The 20,631-nt window shown below is 53.6% G+C and carries 23 protein-coding genes; 10 read left to right on the forward strand and 13 right to left on the reverse strand.

Translation table 11 applies throughout. The features are described 5' to 3' along the window. Positions 1–208: 208 nt before the first annotated feature. The gene (locus tag KTH_RS06055; RefSeq protein WP_497617191.1) at positions 209–1,417 is read right to left on the reverse strand and encodes an FAD-dependent monooxygenase; all 1,209 of its coding nucleotides are present in this window, start codon (positions 1,415–1,417) and stop codon (positions 209–211) included. A 154-nt stretch (positions 1,418–1,571) separates the two neighbouring features. Continuing rightward, entirely contained in the window at positions 1,572–1,772 is a 201-nt protein-coding gene (locus tag KTH_RS06060; protein ID WP_497617193.1) for a hypothetical protein, read from the reverse strand. A 550-nt stretch (positions 1,773–2,322) separates the two neighbouring features. Here KTH_RS06060 and KTH_RS06065 point away from each other — a divergent pair. The 3 genes from KTH_RS06065 to KTH_RS06075 all read left to right on the forward strand — a co-directional run bounded on the left by KTH_RS06065 (position 2,323) and on the right by KTH_RS06075 (position 4,403). Next, positions 2,323–2,778, forward strand: a complete 456-nt coding sequence (locus KTH_RS06065) for a hypothetical protein (protein WP_497617194.1) — start codon at positions 2,323–2,325, stop codon at positions 2,776–2,778. Positions 2,779–3,417: 639 nt separating this feature from the next. Beyond that, the gene (locus tag KTH_RS06070) at positions 3,418–3,591 is read left to right on the forward strand and encodes an FDLD family class I lanthipeptide (protein ID WP_170142558.1); all 174 of its coding nucleotides are present in this window, start codon (positions 3,418–3,420) and stop codon (positions 3,589–3,591) included. A 383-nt stretch (positions 3,592–3,974) separates the two neighbouring features. After that, entirely contained in the window at positions 3,975–4,403 is a 429-nt protein-coding gene (locus KTH_RS06075; RefSeq protein WP_497617196.1) for a VOC family protein, read from the forward strand. 204 nt (positions 4,404–4,607) lie between these two features. On the opposite strand, the gene KTH_RS06080 is transcribed toward KTH_RS06075, so the two are convergent. After that, positions 4,608–5,318 (reverse strand): TetR/AcrR family transcriptional regulator, encoded by a 711-nt coding sequence (locus tag KTH_RS06080; RefSeq protein WP_497623191.1) that lies wholly within the window; start codon positions 5,316–5,318, stop codon positions 4,608–4,610. Positions 5,319–5,517: 199 nt separating this feature from the next. On the opposite strand from KTH_RS06080, the gene KTH_RS06085 reads away from it, so the two are divergent. The 6 genes from KTH_RS06085 (at position 5,518) to KTH_RS06110 (ending at position 11,060) form a co-directional block, all read left to right on the forward strand. Continuing rightward, complete coding sequence (locus KTH_RS06085; RefSeq protein WP_497617198.1) at positions 5,518–7,242, forward strand: winged helix-turn-helix domain-containing protein; 1,725 nt, start codon at positions 5,518–5,520, stop codon at positions 7,240–7,242. Positions 7,243–7,524: 282 nt separating this feature from the next. After that, entirely contained in the window at positions 7,525–8,859 is a 1,335-nt protein-coding gene (locus KTH_RS06090) for a LuxR C-terminal-related transcriptional regulator (protein ID WP_497617200.1), read from the forward strand. 82 nt (positions 8,860–8,941) lie between these two features. Then, the gene (locus KTH_RS06095; RefSeq protein ID WP_111322105.1) at positions 8,942–9,154 is read left to right on the forward strand and encodes a DUF8691 family protein; all 213 of its coding nucleotides are present in this window, start codon (positions 8,942–8,944) and stop codon (positions 9,152–9,154) included. Between the two features lie 178 nt (positions 9,155–9,332). Next, complete coding sequence (locus KTH_RS06100; RefSeq protein ID WP_497617201.1) at positions 9,333–9,875, forward strand: PPOX class F420-dependent oxidoreductase; 543 nt, start codon at positions 9,333–9,335, stop codon at positions 9,873–9,875. An 18-nt stretch (positions 9,876–9,893) separates the two neighbouring features. Further along, positions 9,894–10,301 carry a hypothetical protein gene (locus KTH_RS06105; RefSeq protein ID WP_497617203.1) on the forward strand — a complete coding sequence of 136 codons (408 nt, stop codon included), beginning with the start codon at positions 9,894–9,896 and terminating at the stop codon, positions 10,299–10,301. 222 nt (positions 10,302–10,523) lie between these two features. Continuing rightward, positions 10,524–11,060 (forward strand): GNAT family N-acetyltransferase, encoded by a 537-nt coding sequence (locus KTH_RS06110; protein ID WP_111322101.1) that lies wholly within the window; start codon positions 10,524–10,526, stop codon positions 11,058–11,060. Between the two features lie 126 nt (positions 11,061–11,186). Here KTH_RS06110 and KTH_RS06115 read toward each other — a convergent pair whose 3' ends face one another. The 4 genes from KTH_RS06115 to KTH_RS06130 all read right to left on the reverse strand — a co-directional run bounded on the left by KTH_RS06115 (position 11,187) and on the right by KTH_RS06130 (position 15,248). Next, positions 11,187–12,149: an aldo/keto reductase family protein gene (locus tag KTH_RS06115; RefSeq protein ID WP_111322099.1), complete on the reverse strand. Its 963-nt coding sequence runs from the start codon at positions 12,147–12,149 to the stop codon at positions 11,187–11,189. A gap of 318 nt (positions 12,150–12,467) precedes the next feature. Further along, positions 12,468–13,625 carry a GDSL-type esterase/lipase family protein gene (locus tag KTH_RS06120; RefSeq protein ID WP_497617206.1) on the reverse strand — a complete coding sequence of 386 codons (1,158 nt, stop codon included), beginning with the start codon at positions 13,623–13,625 and terminating at the stop codon, positions 12,468–12,470. A 68-nt stretch (positions 13,626–13,693) separates the two neighbouring features. Continuing rightward, on the reverse strand, positions 13,694–13,819 hold the full coding sequence (locus KTH_RS06125) for a hypothetical protein (protein WP_497617208.1): 126 nt from the start codon (positions 13,817–13,819) through the stop codon (positions 13,694–13,696). Between the two features lie 328 nt (positions 13,820–14,147). After that, positions 14,148–15,248, reverse strand: coding sequence for an aminopeptidase (locus KTH_RS06130; RefSeq protein ID WP_497617209.1), 1,101 nt, complete (start codon positions 15,246–15,248; stop codon positions 14,148–14,150). Positions 15,249–15,491: 243 nt separating this feature from the next. Between KTH_RS06130 and KTH_RS06135 the strand changes: the two genes are divergently transcribed. Continuing rightward, positions 15,492–15,776, forward strand: coding sequence for a hypothetical protein (locus KTH_RS06135; protein WP_497617211.1), 285 nt, complete (start codon positions 15,492–15,494; stop codon positions 15,774–15,776). A 177-nt stretch (positions 15,777–15,953) separates the two neighbouring features. On the opposite strand, the gene KTH_RS06140 is transcribed toward KTH_RS06135, so the two are convergent. The 6 genes from KTH_RS06140 to KTH_RS06165 all read right to left on the reverse strand — a co-directional run bounded on the left by KTH_RS06140 (position 15,954) and on the right by KTH_RS06165 (position 20,571). Continuing rightward, positions 15,954–16,184: an MbtH family protein gene (locus tag KTH_RS06140; protein WP_497617213.1), complete on the reverse strand. Its 231-nt coding sequence runs from the start codon at positions 16,182–16,184 to the stop codon at positions 15,954–15,956. Between the two features lie 225 nt (positions 16,185–16,409). Further along, positions 16,410–17,057 carry a phosphatase PAP2 family protein gene (locus KTH_RS06145; RefSeq protein WP_497617215.1) on the reverse strand — a complete coding sequence of 216 codons (648 nt, stop codon included), beginning with the start codon at positions 17,055–17,057 and terminating at the stop codon, positions 16,410–16,412. Between the two features lie 411 nt (positions 17,058–17,468). Beyond that, complete coding sequence (gene wrbA / locus KTH_RS06150; RefSeq protein ID WP_497617216.1) at positions 17,469–18,086, reverse strand: NAD(P)H:quinone oxidoreductase; 618 nt, start codon at positions 18,084–18,086, stop codon at positions 17,469–17,471. Between the two features lie 19 nt (positions 18,087–18,105). Further along, positions 18,106–18,867, reverse strand: coding sequence for an SDR family NAD(P)-dependent oxidoreductase (locus KTH_RS06155; protein ID WP_497617218.1), 762 nt, complete (start codon positions 18,865–18,867; stop codon positions 18,106–18,108). 100 nt (positions 18,868–18,967) lie between these two features. After that, positions 18,968–19,411, reverse strand: a complete 444-nt coding sequence (locus tag KTH_RS06160; protein WP_497617220.1) for a MarR family winged helix-turn-helix transcriptional regulator — start codon at positions 19,409–19,411, stop codon at positions 18,968–18,970. Between the two features lie 689 nt (positions 19,412–20,100). Further along, positions 20,101–20,571 carry a GNAT family N-acetyltransferase gene (locus KTH_RS06165; protein ID WP_497617222.1) on the reverse strand — a complete coding sequence of 157 codons (471 nt, stop codon included), beginning with the start codon at positions 20,569–20,571 and terminating at the stop codon, positions 20,101–20,103. Between the last annotated feature and the right edge of the window lie 60 nt (positions 20,572–20,631).

A 20,631-nucleotide genomic window follows, 5' to 3' on the forward strand; every position in this document is an offset into this window, starting at 1 on the left:
TCAATGATACCCCATTCCACGCAACACTTCAAGGTATTCACTGTTGTTGTGCCACGCCCGGTCAGCCACAATAACAGCCAGGGCATCCGCTCCCTTTTACATCGCCCGGAAAGCAGGCATCCTCTGAGCGCGTCGACAAAAAAGACCTCCTGGAAAAACCGGAACCAGGAGGTCAGGCCAGCTCAGGCGCACTATCGGCGTTCCACAACTATATTACCGACGTGTCCCATTCGACATTGTAGGAATACACCCAATCGAGAGCACTCGTGTTTGCATTTTGCTTGAGGAAAAAGGGCATCATCAGATCACGGAACCAGACCTGAACGGGATTAGTCATCACCTTCCCCTGGCCCAGGCTACGGGCGTACTGCACCATTCGCTCAACCCGGTCGCGACGCAGGCGCTCATACTGCACAAAAGCCTGTTCCAGATCAGGGATATCGCGCAGGCACTTCGCCAGCACCAGCGCATCTTCAAGCGCCAGAGATGCGCCCTGCCCGGCGCTGGGAGAGACCGCGTGCAGTGCGTCGCCGACAAGCACAACCGGCCCCCGATGCCAGACCGGCTGTGTGGCGATATCGTAGATGGGATAGCCTAGAATCTGGCTATCCGTTGCCTGGATCATCTCCTGAATCATCGGCATGTCGTCACGGAACAGCGAGAGCATATGCGCTTGCCATTCGTCGCTCTCAATCTGATTGAGCACGGACCGCTCTGGTTCCTGCGCCTGCGGAAAATTAACAAACCAGTACACCTCACCGGATGAACGGATGTGGTAGCCGAAAAAGGCTCGCTTCCCGAAGATGAAGTGCTGTGTGTTGGGTGTTGGCGCAAAGGAAGAGCGATGGACAAAGCCGCTGGTACTGATTAACCCGGTATACTGGGGAGCAGGCGCGTCGGGCACGATAAGCCGCCGCGTGCGTGAGTGAATCCCGTCACAGCCAATGAGCAGATCGCCCTGAGCACTGCTACCATCTGTAAACGTCGCGACCACCTCCTGCTGATCCGTCACCTTTATATCCCGCAGGACTTTCCCAAAGGAGATAGCAACCCCCTGACGGGTGGCTCCCTCACGAAGAATCCGGTTGAGCACGCCCCGTTTGATCGCCACACTCGGGGCTCCCACTTCAGCCCTGGCTCCGTTGAGCACCTCCCCAAGCTGTTTCCCTTTCCCGCTCCACATAATCATGCGGGGAATGGGTGATCCTTCTCTGGAAACAGGCTCGGCAAGTCCGAGCGTCTTGAGCACCTCAAGGCCATTGCATGCCGTGTTCAAGAAACTGCCTGCGTTATCGTTGGGTGCAGTACGTGCTTCGTAGATCTCTGCCTCGATACCGGCACGTTGGAGCAACAAGGCGACGGCGGGCCCTGCAATGCCGCCTCCGATAATGAGCGCTTTTCTTCTTTGTCTCCTCATTTCTTTCCCCTTACAATATCTTAGTCATTAAAGCTAGCTTCCACTGATTCTCCCACTAGAAGATGTTTTCTCTCTTTCACATGAAGTGTTGATCTTGCTTCTCTTCTGTGAGGCGGCGTCATACTGACTATCGCATTGGGTATCAAACAGGGCGTCATCCATTGGATTGCATAGGATTATGGGCTGACTGCTCTTTCTTAACGCGTCCAGAGGCAGTGAAAATGTGCCCGACACCGAGGAGAAGTGCTTCTTCTCCCCGGGTATCGGGCCTCTGTCCGGTCAGGTGCGCTCCTCGTGCCAGACGGAAGAGCACCCTGATAGTGGTCCACGCATCCCTCTTGAAGGCGAATCGCATTCAGGCTCTGGTTGCATGTAGTATAGGCGATATTGCAGAAATAACTCATCCTTCTGATGGGTGATCAAGCAGGTGATTAAGTGGAGCAAACAAAAGGAAAAAGCTCCTACCGGGCACTGAAATGAGGGAAGTAGATGGAGGGATAGCACGTACGCATACCCCTCATTTTCAGGTAAGCATGACGGCTAGATGTGCGTAAGCAAGGCGAGCGAGAGAACAGGCCCGCTACCTACTATTATTGCCATCCAAAACAAGTTGTCAGCGTATGTCAGGCCCATAATGAAGCACCGCTTACTACTCGCCACAAGCAGCCGACTCCTGCGGATAGCACGCGCTCCCCTTTCGCGATGATCCCCACATGATCCCCAACAAACAAATTATACTCTTCTCATATTTTTACGCTCCTATCACTCATTCACAGTTTCCTATTGTATATGCCTACATATTTCTGTATACTTACTGTTGTGAGATATAGCATTCTCTTCCCTTTTTCGCAACCTGCACATCAGAAACCCGTTACATCATTTGTAGAGTATCGAGAGGAATATCTATGTCAACCAATCACCCCAACTCACGCCCGTCATCCACGACATCACCGCAGGCAACCTCTGCACCATCACCAACCGCGCACATAAACAGTACACGCGACCTGGGGGGCTGTCTCATCGCTCTGCTCGTCTTCCTGATGATCGGCCATATCCTGATCTCTCTTGTGGATATCTTGAATCCGGTGGCCTTTCCCAATGATATCCCTTACCCGATCATTGCGCCTGCTGTGCGGCTTATGGCCGTCGCTGGCTGCATCGGGGTCCTTAAGCTTCGGAAATGGGGAGCATACCTTGTCTTCGTGGCGTATGCAATAGGTGGAGTACTATCAGTCCTCGACATTGTGAGAGCTGCAACCCCGGAAGTGGCCTCCGCAGCGGTTGGAGCAACCATTCTCGGGCTCATTCTTCCCGCTATCTTGATCGGGCTCATCATTTCACGCTGGAGGTATCTCGAATAGGGCAACCGTTCCTCTGGATAACAGATCAGCGGAGGCGGCTCAACACCGCCTCTGCTCGAGGGCACTTACCAGGGATCGGAGCAAGCGCTATGCCTCTTCATGGCCTTTCTGCAAAGAGAGCAAGTAGCGTTTCGGTTGCAAGCTCACGCCGCATGCTCTCCTGCTTCTCTAATCGAGGGCGTAGTGTACTTGAACGACGCCCTCACCAAGCGACTTGAAGTCCAGAAGGCGTACATACTTATACCGATAGCGCTCCGTATCGAACAAGATGTTCAGCCCCTTGCCTTCCAGCATCGAAATGATGTTGAATGAGCATCAGTATAGCGCAGCTTGTCCTCTTCACACAATATCACAGGAGACGCGCTACCCTTCACCCCGCATCACGGGCTCTCTTGTGCTCTCGTCAGAGCGTTGTGTGCACTTACAATTCGTAGAAATGCTCATTTCTGCACAGGCCGATCGCACTCTTATAGCGTTAGCCAGCTTTATTTCTGCAACAAACGGCCTGGTTTTCAAAGGCATTTTGCTCCTGTATCTCTTTAATTTCAATCCAGATATATTTGAGTCTGGAAAAAATCATAAAAACAGTGTATACTTACTCAAAATAGATGTTCTCTTAAAGGAGAAAGGAGAAACGCTATGGAACAAGCCCTTATCGAACTGCGCCATGACGCCACTTTTGAGGACGAGTTCGAGCTTGACATTCGGGTCAGTACTCCGTCCAGCAATGCTCAGCCGAGTGCGCTGGCAACTATCAATACTTGCTACGAGAGCTGCGCAATTACTTGCTTCTGCCTCGACGAGCAGGAATAGTACCCGAACTGCTATCTTCTCCTCCGATCATGGAAGAGCCGGTTGTGCAGTCGTGATGTATGGCTGCACAACTCACCATCATTTCTTTTTCTTCTCACACGAGAGCGGGTTGTACCTGCTTCAAAGACATTCCTGACCACGGTATAGCTCACACGCTCCCTATAAGCTATACCCTGCCATTTCCCCGTATGGTTCTGAGCTCCTTTCCCCTTTCTACTACTCACACTTTTAATGAGGACCGATTCTAACCACATTCGGCAGTAACCTATGCTCAGAGGGAGAGCATGGCACCGCTTTAGAAGCGCTCCCACTTGTACTGTTTCTCTCAGGGCAGCTCAATCCCGGAGAAACAAATCTGGAAAGAAAGCAGGGCAACGATTGCTATGAAGCCACGAATTACCGTTATCACACTGGGCGTCGATGATCTGGAACGGTCGCTTGCCTTCTATCGTGATGGGCTTGGCCTTCCAACACAAGGCATTGTCGGGACAGAGTTTGAGCATGGTGCTGTCGCCTTTTTTGATCTGCAAGCTGGCGTGAAGCTCGCCATCTGGAATCGGGATGACCTTGCCCATGACACTGCCCTCGCAAAAACAGCACCCGGTCCGACTGAATTCACGCTCGGTCACAATGTAAGCAGCAAAGCCGAAGTTGACATCGTGATGGAACAGGCAAGAAAGGCAGGCGCCAGGATTCTCAAACCGGCCCAAGAAACCTTCTGGGGCGGCTATGCGGGCTACTTTCAAGACCCCGATGAGCATATATGGGAAATCCTCTGGAATCCCCAGCTCTTGCCCGAAGAGACGGCATGATACCGGGTAAAAATATGGATACGTGCTGTACGTGTTTTCATGCAGCACGTATCGCCTGTCTGCAGCTTGCCAGCTTTACGTCTCTCTGCTGGAGGCGCCACCTTCTGAGATGAGAACATATCATGCTACTTCTCTCGCTTGAAAAATTTCATCATCAAATATACATCTTCAGCCTCTTCAACCCGCCAAAAGAGAAATGAGCCTTTATGTTTCGTCAGGAGACTCATCCTTTCCAAACATCGGACCCAGAATAGCAGCCAGCCGGACAAGGGCATGAGCCACCGGCGGAAGCCAGAGTATCGGCAGCAAAAGCTTCAGCATATCGCGCAAAAACGCGATGAGCCGCCATGTTCTGCTTGTATCGCGGCTCTCATCAATCAGCCAGAACAGGATCATTCCCATATGCATCGCATAGAGCACCGTCGCCAGATCGTCGTGTTGTGCCGCTTTTGGCGCATCCTTCGCCCCTGCAATCACCTCGCGATAGTTCAGGCGGGCCCGCCGTCGAATTTCAGCCGTCTGCTTGCCAAACACGCCCACATTCGACCGAGCATTCAGCGCCGTGCCAAACAGCGCGCTCAGCGCCTCCCGATGGGGAGCCATCAATTCCAGTTGTTTTGTAATCAAGACCTGAAAGCGCTCTGGCAGCGAACTGACGGTCAGATCATGCGTGAACTGATCCTGTTCCGCGCACAGATCGCGATACAACTGCAAGACCAGCTCTTCCTTGCTCGCAAAGTAGCGATAGGTCAGGCCCGGCGAATAGCCAGCCTGCGCCGCGATTTCACGCATGGTGGTCTCTTCATAGCCTTTCGAGGCGAAGAGCGTCAGGGCACTTTCCAGGATACGTTGACGCGCCTGTTCGCCCTTCAGCGTCCGTTTGCTCTCTGCCGCTTCACTCATCTCTTCCTCCATCACCAGAAGTAAACGCGTTTACTTTTTCAGTATACGGCGTGAACTGATGGCTTGTCAAGGAGAACGGCCAAGCCCGCTAAAATAGGTAGCTCTTTTTATTGATCGGGCAAACAGGTTTACCTGTTCCCCTTTTCTTGCTATACTCTAACTGTTGGGAAGAAAGAACATCGTTGGGAAGAACACACAAGAGAAAGGTCCTATGCCCAGATCACCCCTTCACATCCTTCGCTGGTCCTCAGAGCGCCATCAGTATGAACTCGTGACGCAGCACCATCTCGAACAGCACTTTCACACGGAACATCAATGGTTCCTATGGCTCGAAACCGCAACGTCGTTCTCCTTTCAAGGAGCATCGGGCCGTCTCAACGTCTATAAAGAGGCTCGGGCACGAGGAGGAACATACTGGTACGCGTATGCCCCCGCCTCAAAACGCACTCGAAAACGCTATCTCGGGCAAACGGCCAACCTTACCTTCGAGCGGCTAGAAGAGGCCGCCCGAGCGCTCAACAGCAGCTCGCCAGAAACCACCAGCCCACCACAACCCGTCGAGCAGCCTGTCATTCTGCGCACCAAACTCTCCCCGCCACACCTGCCGGTAATGGCGATCAGGCGAGAGCGCCTGCACACACGCCTGGATGCCGCCGAATCCCATCGGCTCACGCTGGTCAGCGCATCCGCCGGCTGGGGGAAAACAACGCTGCTCTCGGCATGGGCTGCGCAGGCCCCTGAACGCGTCGCCTGGCTGTCGCTGGACGAGCTGGACAATGACCCCGTACGCTTCTGGCTCTCGGTGCTCGCGGCGCTCCGAACCCGCCTGCCCGCTATCGGGAAGCACACACAGATGATGCTCAACGCACAACAACCTCCGGCTCTCACTACCATCATAATGACGCTCCTGCACGATCTGGAAACGCTTGCAGAGCCGCTCTTTCTCCTGCTGGACGACTACCACCATATCACCGAGCAGAGCATCCATGATACGATGCTCTTCCTGCTGGAACATCTGCCCCCTCATCTGCACCTGATTCTTGTCAGTCGCATTGATCCACCATTTGCGCTCTCCCGTCTCAGGCTTCACGGCCAACTCCTGGAGCTTCGAGACGCTGACGTCCGGTTTCATGAAGATGAGGCCGCTTCTTTCCTCTCACAAACGATGGGGCTCACACTGGAAGCCAACGACGTACACCTGCTTGTTCGCCGCACAGCGGGATGGGTTGCGGGTCTACAACTGGCCGCGTTCTCCATACAGCACTATGAGGATCGCTCGGAGTTCATCCGTGCCTTTACCGGCGGGCATCGCTCCCTGCTGGACTATGTGCAAGAAGAGATTCTGACCGGCCTGCCTCCGGCGCTGCATGACTTTCTGCTTCAAACCTCCCTGCTGAAAAGCATAACCGCCCCTCTTTGTCAGGCCGTCACGCACGAGACGAGAAGCCAGGAATTGCTTGAGGCAATCGAGCGAGCGAACCTCTTCGTTGTTCCTCTGGACAGAGAACGGCGCTGGTATCGGATCCATGATCTCTTTCGCGAGGCACTTCAGAGGCGCCTGAAGGCCACACAACCGGAACTGGTGCCGCTTCTCCATCAGCGAGCGGCACGCTGGTATGAGGAGCAAGGAGCAAGGCAGGAAGCGATTGCCCACGCGCTGGACGGGGCCGACTATGACTATGCCATTGCCCTGATGCAGCAGCGCGTAGAAGTCGCCTGGCTTCGCGGTGAGGCCCAGAACCTCTATCACTGGATTATGGCGCTACCCGAAACGTACATTCGCGCACATGCGGATTTCGTCCTGACCGCTACCCTCTATCTGCTCAATACTGCCGCTTCAGTCAGCCACCCACAACATCAGAGCACACTCGACCGGGTCAAACAGATGATAACAGTTCACCTAAGCAATGACAAATATTGCTCAGTATGTGGGTAAACCCACTGGACGGACTGCCACGCCCTCTATCCCCTGCCCGAAGGAGTTAGGGATTGCTTTTCGGTAGCTAATGCCTTGTTGTTTAGCATACTGACTTAACTTCATACAGAGATTGTAGCATAAATGGTGCTATTAGTCAATATATGACGTTAATTCTTAGGAACGTTCCTCACACGTGTTGAAGCTAACCTCAGGCGGCCTGATCTCCCGGAACCAGAGAACCTACGGCGTTTGCAGCAGCGACTTTCCCTGCTCCATTTTGGGATAGAGCATATAGAAATAATGGCAAGCACGAGCGATGATATCGAGACGCTCATCAGGCGCCTCACACAGGTTCAGCAGCAAATGCAGGCGCTTCACCTGGATGATGAGATCGTGTGGCACACAATCCCACTTTCCGTCACCTTCATTCTCCACTGGTCGCTCTTGCAAAAGAGTGGCTTTCTGATTCCTCAGTACCAGGAAGCCAGGCAGCGCGCAAGGCAGTCCGGAAACCCTTTTGCCCTGCTCAAGATCTCCCAATGGTTGGCCCTCCTGTATTTGGGCGTGGGTCAGTTGAGCCTGGCGTATCAGCAGAGCATTGAGGCCCTCGCCCTGATTGAGCAGTTCGACGGGTATGCGCTCCTCAAGGGCTATTTTCTCTTCTGCCTCGTCAATGTACTGTATCACCGAAATCAGGTAGAAGAGGCTCGCCCTCTCTTGCAATCCATGCTTCATGATGCCCAGATCTTCCAGCAAGTTGATCTTCAGATCTCAGCCCGGATATATCAAATCAAAGTGGAGCTGGCAGCAGGTGAGCATGCTCGTGCCCATGACATGCTACAACAGGTGCAAGCGCTGGTCCAGAGCCAGGGCTTTTCTCTGCATGCTGAACGAATCATCTCGGTCTGTGTTGAATACTGGCTGGCAACTGGTGATCTCGCTCAAGCAGCTCAATGGGCCGAATCTACCTCATACACGCCCGAAACCTGGAAGGACAATGACACAGCGACAGTGCTGCTGGTAGCTCGCATCTTTCTCGCGCTTCAGCGCTACCCCGCCGCTCTTGAGCTGCTGGAGCGCTTCCGAGAGCAGTATTTTGAGCAAATGGAGAATACCGAGAATAAGGCCGAGTTTCTGGCGCTCCTTGTTGTCGCACTGCACCAGACCGGAAAACGAGAACAGGTGCATACCACCCTGCTGCGTCTCCTGGCGCTCTGCGAGCCAGAAAAGCGTCTTCGGGTTCTCCTGAACATGGGCCAACCGATGCGGCACATCCTCACCCGCTTCCTGAATAGTGACGAGGACGCAACTCTACGCTCCTTTGCCTCATCTGTCCTTGCCGCATTCGCCCGGCAGGAACAAGGGCGCGAGGGAGGCACATCCGCCAACAAAGCGTCAAGAAACGCTTCAGCGCCCGCTTCTTCCAACCCGCTGACCGCTCAGGAACAGCGCGTCTTACGCCTGCTGGCAGCCGGACAGACCTACGCCGAGATCGCGGAGCGGCTTGTTGTCTCTCGTAACACGATTAAAACGCAGGTCAGCAGTATCTATCGCAAGCTCGGCGTCAGTCGGCGCGTTGAGGCGCTCACGCTGGCACAGCAGCTCTCTCTGCTCCAGGAGAATATCACCCCTTGAAATCACGCACAAGGGTGATGTTTCTCACCCCGATCTCCTCTATACTTTCCCTCAGACAACCTGTAGAGAAGGAGAAAGCACAATGCATGTGCAGATCCGTATCAGAGGGCATCTCGGCGCGATCTGGCAACCCGAAATTGAGGACTTACATATCACTCATCAGCCAGATGGCACGTCGCTTCTCTCAGGTCAGCTTGCAGATCAGGCCGCACTCTACGGGGTGCTTCTGACTATTCGTCGTCTCGGCCTGACCCTGCTGTTTCTTGAAATCGAGGACGAGAAGGAAAGCACCTGAAGACCGGTCAGGTGCCCTACCTTACCTCGGTATCCCTTAACAGTGACCGTACCGAGAAGGCATTGCAGGCCGCCGAAAGTCATGTGCGCGAACACTTTGTGCATGCCTGTCTGTGGTCCTTAGTACATCTGTTGTGCCAGGATAAGCCTTTATCCTGCTCAGATACTCTCAGTGGGGCATGGCGCCTTCGCTGCGGTCCATTCGAGGGGCCGAGAGCGTCGAGCTGGCCTACGGCTCGCTCCTGGAGAGAGGAGCGCTGATGGCCGTGCAGGCCGGATACGCAACCAGTAGATCTATCAAAGAGAAAGAGGAGCATATGTTTTCAGAGCGTGAACGTGCATTTCTTGACAGCCAGACTCTGGCTCGGTTTGCAACTGTAGCAGTCAATGGTCAGCCCGATGTTGATGCGGTCGGCATTGGCTTTGATGGGGAGCGCTTCTATATCAGCGGCTATGCCCTGGAGCGTACACGCAAGTATAAAAATATCGCTGCCGGACATAAGCAGATCTCGCTCATCATCGATGATCTGGTCTCACTTGAACCACTGATGCCACGCGCCATCAAGATTCATGGAAAGGCTGAGATTGTCACCCTTGAGCAAGGCTATCGGGGTCCCGGGACCTACATTGTCATAACGCCAGAAGTCTCATGGAGCTGGGGGGTCGACGCACCGGCCTTTCAAGATGGGCAATTTGTTACCAGAAAAATCATCTGGCAATAGAAACAAGCGAGGGATTATATGATAACAGCAGTTCGTGTCATTCATTGGATCAGCAATATTGCGGGCGCGGGAGCACTGGTGTTAGGACTTTTGCACTGGTTCGCGCATATCAGCTTCCTTTCCGTGCATATGTGGTTCGGTCTGACTGTCACGTTGGCTCTGCTTGCCTTGAGTGTCATCTTGCTCCTGACCAGAGGCTTGAGGGTCGCAGGTGCGTCAGGCATTATATACGCAATTATCATCCCTCTCTTTGGGATGAATCAGTTTCAGCTTCTCATTGGCGAGTGGCATTGGCTTGTGCAGGGAGCACATTTGCTGGTCGGCGCCGGAGCGATGGCGTTTGTGGGTATCATGAGTGGGTACTATCACAAGCGGGCTGAGGGAAAGGAGACACCTCAACTGTCTACCCCCCGGGTCGTCGGCTAATACCCATCTATCTATAAAAGGTATGCGAGTTGTGTTGGGAGAGCACTTCCGCGTCTGTGCTGGTCGCATTGAGATGGGCAAATACCGCCATTACAGGCAGTGGGCAAGCTGCCCGGACAACATACGAGAGCGCATAAGGTGGTATACTTAAAACTCCGTATACATTCGACTGCTCTTTGCTTTCTGGCTACGCTGAAATAGCGAGAGGGAGAAAAACAGACGATGTCAACAGAGAGCAACACCAACCGAAACGCTGTACGTCTTGAGCCGTGGGGGAAAGGCGACCTTCCCCTGCTCAAACAACTACTAGGTGATCCAGCGATGATGCACTATCTTGGCGGCCCTGAAAGCGAGGAGAAGCTGATCAAGCGCCAGGCCACCTATGAGCAGATGTCGAAGCCAGAAGAGGGCCGCATGTATAAAATTGTCCTTGAGGACACGGGAGAGGCGGTCGGCTCGGTCGGATACTGGGAGAGCGTCCACAATGGGGAAGCGATCTATGAAACAGGGTGGTTGGTCCTGCCCGGGTTTCAGGGCCGGGGCATTGCAAGCGCGGCGGTTGCTCTGGCAATAGCACACGCAAGGAAAGCAGGCAAGCATCGCTATCTGCACGCCTTCCCCTCGGTTGAGAACCACGCCTCCAATGCGCTCTGTCGCAAAGCTGGCTTCACATTGATCGAGGAATGCGATTTCGAATACCCGAAAGGTAGCTTTATGCGGTGCAATGATTGGCGTCTCGATCTCCTTGCAAGCGACTAGCCGCAACTGAATAAGAGACTGTACCGCGATGGGCAGCACAGCAACGAGGCGACCAATCAGACAGCCGCCTCTGTTGTGGCTGCACACCCTGGCATGCAGCTTCGTGCCGGTTCACAGGCCGGGCTTCTAGTAGCTAATGAGCCCCTCCAGAATGGCATCAATCCGCTCCAGCACATCGCTGCTCAGATGGACATCGCTGGCTTTGACGTTCTCTTCGATCTGCTCAGGGCGCGAGGCTCCAATGATCGCTGAGCTGACGTTCTTCTGACGCAAGGTCCAGGCCAGGGCCAGTTGTGCCAGCGTGTAGCCCCCTTCAGCCGCCAGATCCTTCAAGCGCTGCACCGCTTCCAGAATGCGATCTTGCATCAACTGATTGATGAAATAGTTGATCTCGTTGTTCGCAGCTCGCGTTCCTGCGGGCGGTTGCTCGTTCGGTCGATACTTGCCGGTCAGCACGCCCTGCGCCAGCGGAGAGAAGACCACCTGACCGATGCCCTCGCGCTCACACAGCGGAATGATCTCGTTCTCGATGCGACGATTGAGCATGTTATACTGCGGCTGGTTGGAGACGATCGGATCTGCATTCAGCGCTCTCGCCGTATGCACTGCATCCGAGATCTGCGCGGCTGACCACTCCGACACGCCGACATAGAGCACTTTGCCCTGTGTGACCAGATCATCAAGAGCCCGCACCACCTCATCAATCGGGGTTTCGGGGTCATAGCGATGGCACTGATACAGGTCGATATAATCTGTGCCCAGACGCTTCAAACTCGCGTGGCACTGCTCCATGATATGCTTGCGTGATAACCCTTTATCGTTGGGGCCATCACCCATCGGGAAGAAGACCTTTGTAGCCAGCACATAGGAGTCTCGGGGAAAAGCTTTCAAAGCCTGCCCGACCACCTTTTCCGCTTCTCCACTATTGTAGACGTTCGCTGTATCAAAGAAGTTCACGCCAAGCTCATAGGCCTTGTGAACACAACGCGTCGTGACATCTTCACCCACAGATTGACTGTAGGTCAGCCAGCTTCCAAGCGCGATAGAACTGACCTTGACGCCAGCTCGTCCGAGGCGACGATACTCCATTACAACACATCCTTTCATTCGACGCTTCAGCGCATCCAGATCTACTGTTCAAAAGATCCAAGCGAGATGCAGTCAGGACTATAGAAAAGAGCATACTGCCTTCACAAGGCTCAATAACCGCGTTCGCGCAACATCTTCACTCTGACCGCTCCCTTGCTTGTTCATACAGTATACAGGCACAGAAGATCCCTGTCTATATTGTTTATCCTGCTGAGGCAGGGAATCAAGCGGGTTCTTCAGCCGAAGAGGGAAACAACCGCCGTCTCTCACCCTGCTTTCCCCGGAAAGCCCTGGTACCGCCAGAGGAGACACAGCATCCTACGCCGTGCGTTCCGGGCTTCCGGTCAGGAGCGCGATGTTTACAGCTTCAGCCATGCGCCGATAGCCGTCATCATTGGGATGAACGCCGTCGCCGGAATCATAGGCCGGATGGAGCCTCGCAGCATCATCAGGAGAACAGAGCGGCGTCGCGAAATCGAAGACAGCGTCAAAGCACTGCGAGCCCTGTTCGAGCAGCCACGCATTGACAAGCAGACGTTGCTCTTGTTGCTCGGGAGTATAGCCGCCGGGCAGAATTGTCGTACCGAACACGCGCCGATACGTTTGTCTTGCTTGCTTCGCCACCCGGTGTAGCGCCTCGATGACCGTCGCAGCCGGCACATCAGCCCGCAGATCATTCGATCCAATATGCACAATCAGGTCGGTTGCTCCCGGCTGTGCCAGCACATCCCAGGCCATCCGCTGTATGCCCGGCTCTCCGAACAGATGGGACGGCTCCCCTTCATAGGACGGAGGGAATTCGCCGGTCAGTTGATTGCCCGAAAGCCCCGCGTTCAGAACCGACATCACGCGCTGTCCGCCCGCCTCCTGCAAGCGACGCGCCAGATAATCGGGCCAACGCTTGTTTGCGTTCGTGGTTGAGCCAAACCCATCTGTTGTCGAGGAGCCAAATGCGACAACAGCATTGAGCGGAGTCGAGGGCAAAACATCGATACCAGTCAGCAGCCACCACGACGTGGTAAGCAGCGGATAGGCCAGAAAAGCCGCATCCACTTCCAGAGCGGTCACATCTCCTAACCTCGAAACATACGAGGTTTGTTGGGCGCTGAAATGGCCCGTCACGCATTCACCCCGCTCCACGAAAAAGGAGATTGCCAGATCGCTCAACGCCTGAACAGGAAACGCCACCGGATCGCTGACCGCCTCCTGCCCTGGCTCCAAAGTCAGCATTGGCCTGCCCCCAAAAGTGACCGGTCGCGTTTTCGTACTGAGAATCGGCGCCCCGGCGACGTCACCCACACACACCGAAGCGAGCGTGACCGACTCATCCCCATATCGATTCGACAGGCGCACCCGAAGCTGTTCGCCACCCACATGCAGATGCACGATCTGACGCAACGTGCGTCCCTGCATATTAGCCGAAAGGACCCGTGAAGGTGCTGTATACCACGCCCCGACCCAGTTTGACAAATCCATTCTTTCAATCCTTCCCTTGTTCTTCAATCCCCGTTTCGGGCTCTTTCCCTTTTTTGGGGGCGAGGCACTCACATGGCTTCTAGCGCCTGCTGATAGATCGAGTCGCGGAAGTCCTGAATTTCTGCAAAATACTTAAAATAGCTGAAAATAAAACTTCGCAATAGACTTTCGGCCTCCACAATGCAGATACTCATTCTGACTACATTCCTCTTCGACAGATGGATGAGGCGGGGTAAATATTTCTATACAGCTCCTCGGTCGCAGGAGATTCTCGCGTCGTGCGTCATGGGGTATCAGCGATTTCCCTTACAACATCCAGATCAGCCAGTACCGGAAACGCATCCTGCGCGCTATTCTTGCCCACAGTATACACTTTTCTTCTTCCCCATACAAGCCTTTTCACCCGTTTTTCCTGCTGTTTCATCCTGCTCTGCTCTATTCTCCGGACAACGCGCCACATTCTCCCAGGCGAACGCTCCGGCACCCCGCAAGCGCGCCATACCGGAGCGTTCAAGCGAGAGGCTAGATCAAAAAGCGCCCGTTCTCGTAGCAGAGCTTCCCATCTGCGTACACCTTGCCCTCATGCAGATCACAAACCAGATCCCAGTGATCGGCAGACTCATTCACGCCACCCGTCAAGCGGATCGAGGCCCCAAGCGCCATATGCATCGTCCCACCAATCTTTTCATCGAAGAGCGTGTGCCCGGTCGCTTCCTGAATGTTATAATTCGTGCCAAAAGCGACTTCACCCAGATAGCGAGCGCCCGCATCCCGATCCAGCATCATATTCAGATACTCCAACCCACGGCTTGCATAGCTCTCAATGACCTTGCCATCACGGAACGTCAGCCGAATGTCCTCAACGAGATTGCCGTCACGGTTTGCCGGATAGCGAAAACGAACCGTTCCGTTGACCGAGTTCTCGATAGGCGAGCTGAACACCTCTCCATCTGGCATGCTGTATCGACCATCGCAATTAATCCACTTGCGCCCGCCCGTGCGGTACGTCACATCAGTGTCAGGGGTCACCACATGAATCTCGTCATGTTGCATCAGGAAATCGACGAGCTTTTGTTGCTCATCGTGCACTTTCTGCCAGGCTGCCAGCGGATCATCTTCGTCAAGTAGCTCCGCCCGATAGACAAACGCCTCGAAATCCGCAAGCGACATACCCGCATCCTGCGCGTGAGCATGCGTCGGGAACAGCGTTCCACACCAGCGGAAAGCTCCCTCCGCCTCGCGCTGCATCTGGCGGTTTATCTGTGCGGCATGCGCCCGCTTATAGAGCGCCAGCCGGGCAGGATCGATGCGGGTAAGAGCGCGGGTATTTTGCTCGGCCCAGATGGTCAGGCCAGCATCAAAGTGTTCTGTCACGAACTGCTCAACCGGGGCAGTGTAGCTGAGTTGCTCGTCATTTGCCTCCTGAAAGAAAATCTCGCGCATGCCATCCAGATGAATGATGGGATACACATGAGCGCCCGCCCGGAGCGCCTCACGATACACAGCACGAACGAGCGGAGCGGCAACCTCAGGAGCCCGGATCACAAACCGCTCGCCAGCTTTCAGCTTGAACGAATAGTGAACAAGCACCCGAGCAAGCTTCTGAAGATAGACATCTGCCATGTGAATGACACCCTTTCTTTCTGAATCAGAAAAAAACAGAAACGGCTCTATAAGGAAATAAACTACTTCTTTTTCTCTACTTACCCTGTAATAGAGTATAACAGCAAAAACAGGAAAAGAGTAGCAACAATTCTTCATTTCTGAGCACTTGCAACGCTTCATTGACATCACGACATACATAAAACAGAGAAGGCAGCCACACTATCCTGGAGCAGAAAAGGGGAAACTCTCTCATCAGAAGTGATGATGACAGGGAAGCAAAAAAATGAATATGTTTCTCTCTACCCACCCTTCAAGCCACTTGCATCGCATCTCCCTTCGCTGAACTATTACCCACATTACGCCACACCCGATCTTCAACAATTGGGTAATATTGGCCTGCAATGGCGCCTGAAGCAAGCACCTTGTTATCAGCAAAAGGATAAAGGGCGAACACACAATCTTCTCAAAAATGGGAAGAGCAAAGCAGATGGAGTCCTTATACGTGTCACCGGGAACGATGCGCGACGGGATGCAGAGCGCTGCTGACATCTCCTGAGAGAGGATTGAGCCTGTTCCGGTACGGGATACACAGCCTTCGCGCGAAAGAGCAGAGGAGCCCAATGCGTCCGTACAAGGACACAAAAACGGACAATCCGCCCGTTCACAAAGTCAATCGAGTGCCCTCTAGCTGGAAGAAGGCACTCATGACAAGGGCTGCCAGGCCTATTCCCGATTCCGCTCCGCAGCCTCTTCCATCTTCTTGCGGAGGCTCAGTGGCCGCATGTCCGTCCAGACCTCCTGGATATATTCCAGACACTCAGCCTTTGTTCCAGTCTTGCCAGCATCATGCCAGCCAAGCGGATTATCCCTGTCCGCGGGCCAAATAGAGTACTGTTCCTCGTGGTTCACAACTACTTTGTACTGTGTTTTATCCTCGTTGTCATTCCAACTCATAACAGAACCTCTTTTCTTTGCGAAACAACATTTATCTATTTCTATTATACATATGTTTCCATAAAGTCATTTCAAATGATATACTACTTGAACATCGGCAGCAAGCAAGCGCCTATCGGACACACCTGTTCTCACAACCCGCCAAAAATCGGGACGACGGTAACAGCTCTACCAGACTTCACTTAACTGATACATCGTGTCACCGTCGTACTGACTTTGCCCCTGCTAGGCAAGATAACAGCGATGGGCAAACGCGATTATAGCCCGCGTCGGCCTTTCCAGACGGTGCCGCAGCCATGTCACGATTCTCGCAGAACCCAGCCCTGTACATATTCCACCCAGAATATCACCTGGATAGTGCACGCCAACAAAGATACGCGAAAAGCCCACCAATGCCCCTACTACCAGGAACGCCCCTGTCAATAGAATCAGAAAGACCAATCTCTTTGGAGGGAGCGTGAGCCGGAACAGCCGTGGCAGAGCAAACAGCAACATCCCCACGACCGCAAACGACCAGGCAGTATGATCACTCGGGAATGAGGCATCTGCTGCATGATGAACCAGCACCAGCGCACGCATGGCGACAAAAGGTCGCTCCTCAAACGCAAGGTGACCGATCACAATATTGAACCCATAGGCAAGCGCGCAGGCGACAGCAACCCAGAGCACCAATGACCGACGCTCAAACGCGGCCTGCTGCTCATCCGCCGACTGCATGGACCGCCGCGGCAGCCCCCAGAGCACCAGCAGCAACACCGGCCAGCAGAAAATCAACCACTCTGCACAGAATATCATCACATCGTCAAGCCAGGGGAAGCGGCCGGCCAACTGATTGACCAGGTGAAACAGCGTTGCATTAAGCGTTAACAGCATCCATTTCTCCTCTATCCTCTCAAGAATCAGGTGAAGAGGATGTGTCTTCCCTCTCCACCTATCCCTTCAGAATAGAACGAAACGCGCAAAAACTCAATGTTTCAGGACTGTTTTCACCCTTACCCGATTCTATCTCAGCAGGCGCCCGAAGCTATTCACCACCTTCACCCTATAAAGAGCTACTCCAACATTTCAGACAACCAGCTTCTTTCCACATAGATAGGCACAAATTTCTACCCATTCTTCTGCTTCTCTCTCACATATCACCACTTCCACGCCTTACCCTTTTATAGAATGGTGAAACTGTAGCACAGCTTCACTCATTCAGGAAACGATAGCATAGCGATGTTGCTCTATTACAAAGCAGCCAGACAGAGATATACTCCCTCTCTCTGGCTACCTGCTGCTTTGCTATGCCTGCAATTGCTTTGGACCAAGCCTCAGGGCCACCTCAGCGACCCGCTGTCCCAGATAATGAGCCACAGCCAGCTCATCCTCTGAAAGCGTGCGGCCGGCGGCTCCCCCGGCAATTGCCATTGCCCCGTAGGGCGAACCGGCCCTCTGCAATAAAGGCGTTGCATAGCCGCATGGAACCAGCAACATACCCAGATGCATCAATTGTACCATCATTCCTAAGGTTGCCTGTTCCACGCCTCCATGCGGAGTAGAAGCTACGGACATCACCCCGGCAGGACGACCAAGCAGCGCATTCGTTCGCCAGAGCGGACTTGCTTGCTCCAGAAAGTACTTCATCGCGGCTGACATCCCACCATAACGCGTCCCCGAGCCGATAATCAACCCATCGGCCCGCGCCAGATCATCAATACGCGCTACCGGCAACGGGTGGATACGTTCAGCATAGACACGCCCCGTCCACGGATGAGCTCGCAAAGCCTCCTCCGTTTCCAGATCGGGAACACGTTTCAATTCGGCGCGGATCCCTGGTATACTCTCCACGCCCTTTACCGCTAGCTCAGCCAACGTCAGACAGTTACCGCCCTGGGAATGAACCAAAACAAGAATATGCATTCTCTACTCCTCCATATAATTACGCACCACCGGTACAGCGAATCGCTTCCCCGTTCACGTGGCCATTTGCAGCCGAACAGAGAAACACGATCAGAGCGGCGACATCTTCGGGTGTGGTTAGACGCCCGGTGGGGTTCTGTTGAGCGACAGCCGCCTGCATCTGCGCAGGAAACTGATCCCGGTTCCGCTCGGTCAGCGTGAAACCCGGCATGACAACATTAGCCAGAATACCCGCAGAGCCAAGCTCACGCGCCAGCACCCGCGTCAACCCATGCAAGCCCGCTTTAGCAGCCGCATACGCCCCCGCGCCTGGGATACCATCCTCCGCGACATTCGAGGACACGTTCACGATACGTCCCCAGCCACGCGTTCGCATCAGCGGAACCACGCGCTGCAATGTAGAATATACGCCCATCAGAGAGAGTTCAAGAGTCGGCTTCCAGTTCTGTGCAGGCACATCCTCAAAGCGCTTGCCCATGTCCTCAAGCGATCCCCACTGAACAGCGTTATTCACAAGCACATCAATACTTCCCCACCGCTGTACAACTGTGTCTACCGCCTGGGTGATTGTTTCTTCACTAGCCAGGTCATATGGCACTACCAGCGCCTCACCACCGACCTCAAGTACCCGGCTGGCCGTTTCCTCAGCCTGCGCGTGCTGAGAGCGATAGGTCACAACGACTCGTGCCCCTTCTCTCCCAAAGGCGAGAGCAGTTGCCCTCCCGATTCCCGAGGAGCTTCCTGTCACCATGACGACCTTTTGCTGTAATCCCAGATCCATACGAATAGATTCCTTTCCCTAACCGGTTAGTAAAATGCTTATAAAAAAGCTAACCGGTTAACAATCTTCACAAAAAGATGAGCCTACCTGTAGCCCGCTTTCAAAGTTCCTGAGATTCTTGCCTCGTGTGTTGCTCAAGATTGCGCAGCATCTGTTCAAGCACTCGCACAAAAAGCGCATACTCGACATCCGAGATATTGGTCAGAAGTACTTTTTCGACTTCTGCCATTTCCTTCGGAATGACCGCCTGTAGCTCCCTGCCCTTCGGTGTTAACCTGACAAGCACCTGTCGCGCATCCGTTGGGTGCGGGTACTTCTCGACCAACCCCTGATTGACCATCCTCCGCACAGTGCGTGTAATAGCCGGCCCCGAGGCATGAAGCCGCTCTGCAATCTCGCTAATTGTCAGATCCTCCGAAGCGTTCCAGAGGAGTTCAAGAAGGAAATTCTGTCCGGCATACACTCCGTATCGTTGCAGCCTCTGCTGACAGGCTTCCTTCGTTTCACCTGAAACGCGAGCAAAAAAGGCAATGAAATCACTCATACGCTGCACTATCTCCCTAACCGGTTAGCTATTTGTCAGTATATCCGCATTACATCCTCTTTGTCAAGAGATACTCCATCCCATCAGCTCCTCGTATCCATCAAATTGAGTGGACTTGCTTCCATTCCAAATACAAATACTATCATGTTGCTCCGTAGAAAGGTCTATCCTCATACCCACATTCATCAGGATTGAGATGCTTAATCTCTTTCCAGGTAAACCCAAAGCAGCCAATATATCCATGTATTTCCGAAGGATCCAGGAACTCACCGATGACATACTGATAAAATCATATCTCCTGGTGCTCATTCCACAAAAAGAAGGACGGCCATCGTCCTTAAAAGAAAGAAGCGAGAACAGGCCACACGCTCCTTCTCCCACGAGGTCACGAAAGGCTCCGCATGAAGTCGTTTCTCTATCCCGTTCTCGATAGAGCGCATATCCTCCATATACGCCCTCTCACATAGCGCTCAAGGGTCACAGAACAGTTCCCTGCTAACACAGATCCACGCCTCGTCGGCCCCTTACGAATTGTTGATCAGCATCCGAATCAGCACTATAAGCTCGTTGCGAGAATGTATTCTCGCATAAAGAATCGATTTGCTCATAGTCCTCTTTCTTTAATACAGCCTATCACCATTTTTACCACAATCCAGGGCAAAACGCAGAGCAGTCAAGAGGTCACCATCTCAGCGCAACAAAAGACGGTAAATCGGCTCCCCTTCTCTCTCTTCACCAGTCGGTTGAAAGCCAATCCCGCGATACAGGCGTTGTGCACGCATATTCTCCGGGTGCACAGTTAGCAGAAGAGCGCAGCAGGCGGGGCATTCCTGTTTGAGAAAATCAAGTAACCGAAGCAGCGCTTGCTTGCCATAGCCTTTCCCCTGATGAGCCACATCAATAAAAAAGTGGAACATCCAGCAATCCGCAGTGTTATCCGGCTCATAGGCCAGCATCATAAAGCCGATCATCGTTCTATCGTCATAGAACGCATAAGGCCGCCAGAGGAGCCCACCCGGACGTATATACGCTTTCGCCAGTGCGATCGCGGCAATCGGCACCACATCAGAGATAAACCGTTGCTGCTCGGGATATACTCCTAATAAAAGCGTATCTCGCCAGTTGTCGCGGGTGACCTCACTGATAGTCAATTCACTCATTATTATGCTACTCACTTTCAATAGTACGGGCAGCATTGTAGCAGAAGCAGAGAGCCCTTC

It is taken from the genome of Thermosporothrix sp. COM3, assembly GCF_059696735.1.